Raw genomic sequence first — 2,642 nt, forward strand, 5'->3', positions numbered from 1 at the left:
TGTTAGCGGCCATGAAAAACTGCCCATAGGCGGCCACGAAAGTGCCCCCTGACGGCCAGTAAAACTGCCCGATGGTGGCCATGAGATCTGCCCACTTCCTTGCTGAACCGACCGCGCCTTAAGCGGTGGGAGCCTCTCCCTGGGGTTTGATGACGGTGTCTAAGCGCACCAAGCGAACCAGGAAGAGGCCCTGTATGAAGTCTGACGGAGAAATCATGGAAATTCTTGCTGCCTACGATCTGACCGGATCGTTGCGCGCCACCGCGGAGCTCACGGGCTGCTCGCACCACACTGTTGCCAAACACGTGAGCGCCCGGGATGCCGGCAGGCCGATCGGGGAACCGATGGCCCGGGGCCGGGTCACTGACGCTTTCCTGCCCAAGATCGAAGAATGGGTGGAAGCCTCCAAGGGCCGGATTCGTGCCGACAAGGCCCACGAGAAGCTCCTCGCTCTGGGCTATGCGGGTTCGGAGCGCTCCACCCGCCGGGCGATCGCGCAGGTCAAGGCCGCGTGGCGGCTGGGCCATACCCGCGTGCACAGGCCGTGGATCACAGAACCTGGGATGTGGTTGCAGTACGACTTCGGCGACGGGCCCCGGATCGGCGGGGTGAAGACCATCCTGTTCGTGGCGTGGCTGGCGTTCTCACGCTTCCGCATCGTGATCCCGCTCAAGGACAGGACGGCGCCGAGCGTGTTCGCGGCCCTGGACCGGTGCTTCCGGATCCTCGGCGGGGCGCCGACGTATGTCCTGACGGACAACGAGAAGACCGTGACCACCTCCCATGTTGCCGGGGTCCCGGTGCGGAACCAGCAGACCTTGGACTTCGCCCGGCACTACGGGGTGACCGTGCTGACCTGCCAGCCTGCGGACCCGGCCACCAAAGGCGGGGTGGAAGCGTCCGTGAAACTCGCCAAGGCTGACCTCGTGCCCAAAGACACCAACCTCCGCGATGACTACCGCACCTTCGCCGAGCTCGAGGCCGCCTGCACGGCGTTCATGGACGAAGTCAATCACCGTGAGCACCGGACGACGCGGAGGAAACCCGCGGCCATGCTCGCCGAGGAAGCCCCGCGGCTGCACCGGATCCCGGACACCGCCCACACGGTCGCGTTTGGCCTGGCCCGCAGCGTTCCGGAGAACACCCCAATGGTCACCTTCGAAAACGCCCAGTACTCCGTCCCGGCCCACCTGCTCGGAGCCCGGGTGTTCGTCCGCACCCACGGCACCGGGCCCGGCGAGCAGGTCATCATCGTCCACCACGGCACGACCGGGCCCGTCGAAGTCGCCCGCCACGAACGGGCACGACCCGGCAGCCCCGCCATCAACGACGAACACTTCCCCGGAACCCGGGCGAAGCTCCCCGGCGACTACGAGGTGAGGGCCCGCAGCGCGGACGAAGCCGCGTTCCTGGCCATCGGCGAAGGCGCCCGAACATGGCTCGTCGAGGCCGCCGCGGCCGGGACCGCAAGGATGAACGTGAAAATGGCAGAAGCCGTCACGCTGGCCAAAATCGCCGGCACCGATCAGGTTGATCGCGCCCTGGGCGACGCCGCTCTGCATGGCCGGTTCGCGCACCAGGACCTCGCCTCGATCCTGAACGCCAACATCCGCCGCACTACCACCCACGCCGCCAACGAAGCCACCTCCCTCACGCAAGGAACAGGGGCGTGGGCCGCGATCGGCAACCCCGCAACCAACACCACGCCGGAGGAGGCCCGATGAGCCCCGTCACCACGACCAATACCGCGGCTCCGCCGCTGCCGGCGGACCTGGAAGCCCTGATGCGGTCCCTGAAAATGCCCCACGCCCGTGCGCTGGCCCCGGACCTGATCGCGACGGCCCGCGCCCAGCGGTGGGAACCGGCTGAGGTCATCAAGGCCCTCTTCACGGAGGAAGCCGCCGGCCGGGCCCGGTCCATGCTCGCTTCCCGCCGCAAAGCGGCAGGGTTCCCGACCGGGAAGACCTTCGAGGCGTGGGACCCGGCAGCGTCCTCCATCCCGGCCCCGACCCAGCAGGCGCTGCGGACTCTGGAATGGATCACCCGGCGGGAAAACCTCGTCGTCTGCGGGCCCTCGGGGACGGGGAAGACGTTCTTCCTCGAAGCCCTCGGCCAGCAGGCCGTCGAAGCCGGCATGCGGGTCGCCTGGTTCAGGCTCGAGGACCTCGGCGTCCTCATCCGCGCCCACCGAACCGATGACAGTGTCACCCGGGCCGTCGCCCGGATCCTCCGAGCCGAGCTCGTGGTCATTGACGACATTGGCCTGCTGCCCGTGGCCACCGACGCCGCCGAAGGCCTCTACCGGGTCGTGGACGCAGCCTACGAAAAACGGTCCGTCGCGATCAGCTCCAACCTCCACCCCGCCGGGTTCGACGAGCTCATGCCCAAAACCCTCGCCACCGCCACCGTTGACCGACTGCTGCACCACGCCCACGTCTGCCAGACCAGTGGCGATTCCGTCCGCCTCACCCAAGCCCTCGCCGGAAAAGGAGTCACCCGCTTGAACTGACCAACCCAACGATGGCCAATCCCGCCGAAACCAATCAGTGGGCAGATCTATTGGCCATAACCGGGCAGTTTTACTGGCCACCAGCGGGCACTTTTAGTGGCCGTCCGTGGGCAGAAACAACTGGCCATTGACA

Annotated in this window: 2 protein-coding genes; both read left to right on the forward strand. The window is 67.2% G+C overall.

The features are described from left to right. The first annotated feature begins 194 nt into the window (after positions 1 to 194). Positions 195 to 1,724, forward strand: a complete 1,530-nt coding sequence (gene istA / locus NEK97_RS19740; RefSeq protein ID WP_257371401.1) for an IS21 family transposase — start codon at positions 195 to 197, stop codon at positions 1,722 to 1,724. Next, a complete protein-coding gene (gene istB / locus NEK97_RS19745) occupies positions 1,721 to 2,509 on the forward strand; it encodes an IS21-like element helper ATPase IstB (protein ID WP_191036490.1) in 789 nt (262 codons plus the stop codon). The genes istA and istB overlap by 4 nt, the downstream gene beginning before the upstream one ends. Positions 2,510 to 2,642 lie beyond the last annotated feature (133 nt).

This window comes from Paenarthrobacter sp. UW852 (genome assembly GCF_024608385.1).
Lineage (GTDB): Bacteria > Actinomycetota > Actinomycetes > Actinomycetales > Micrococcaceae > Arthrobacter.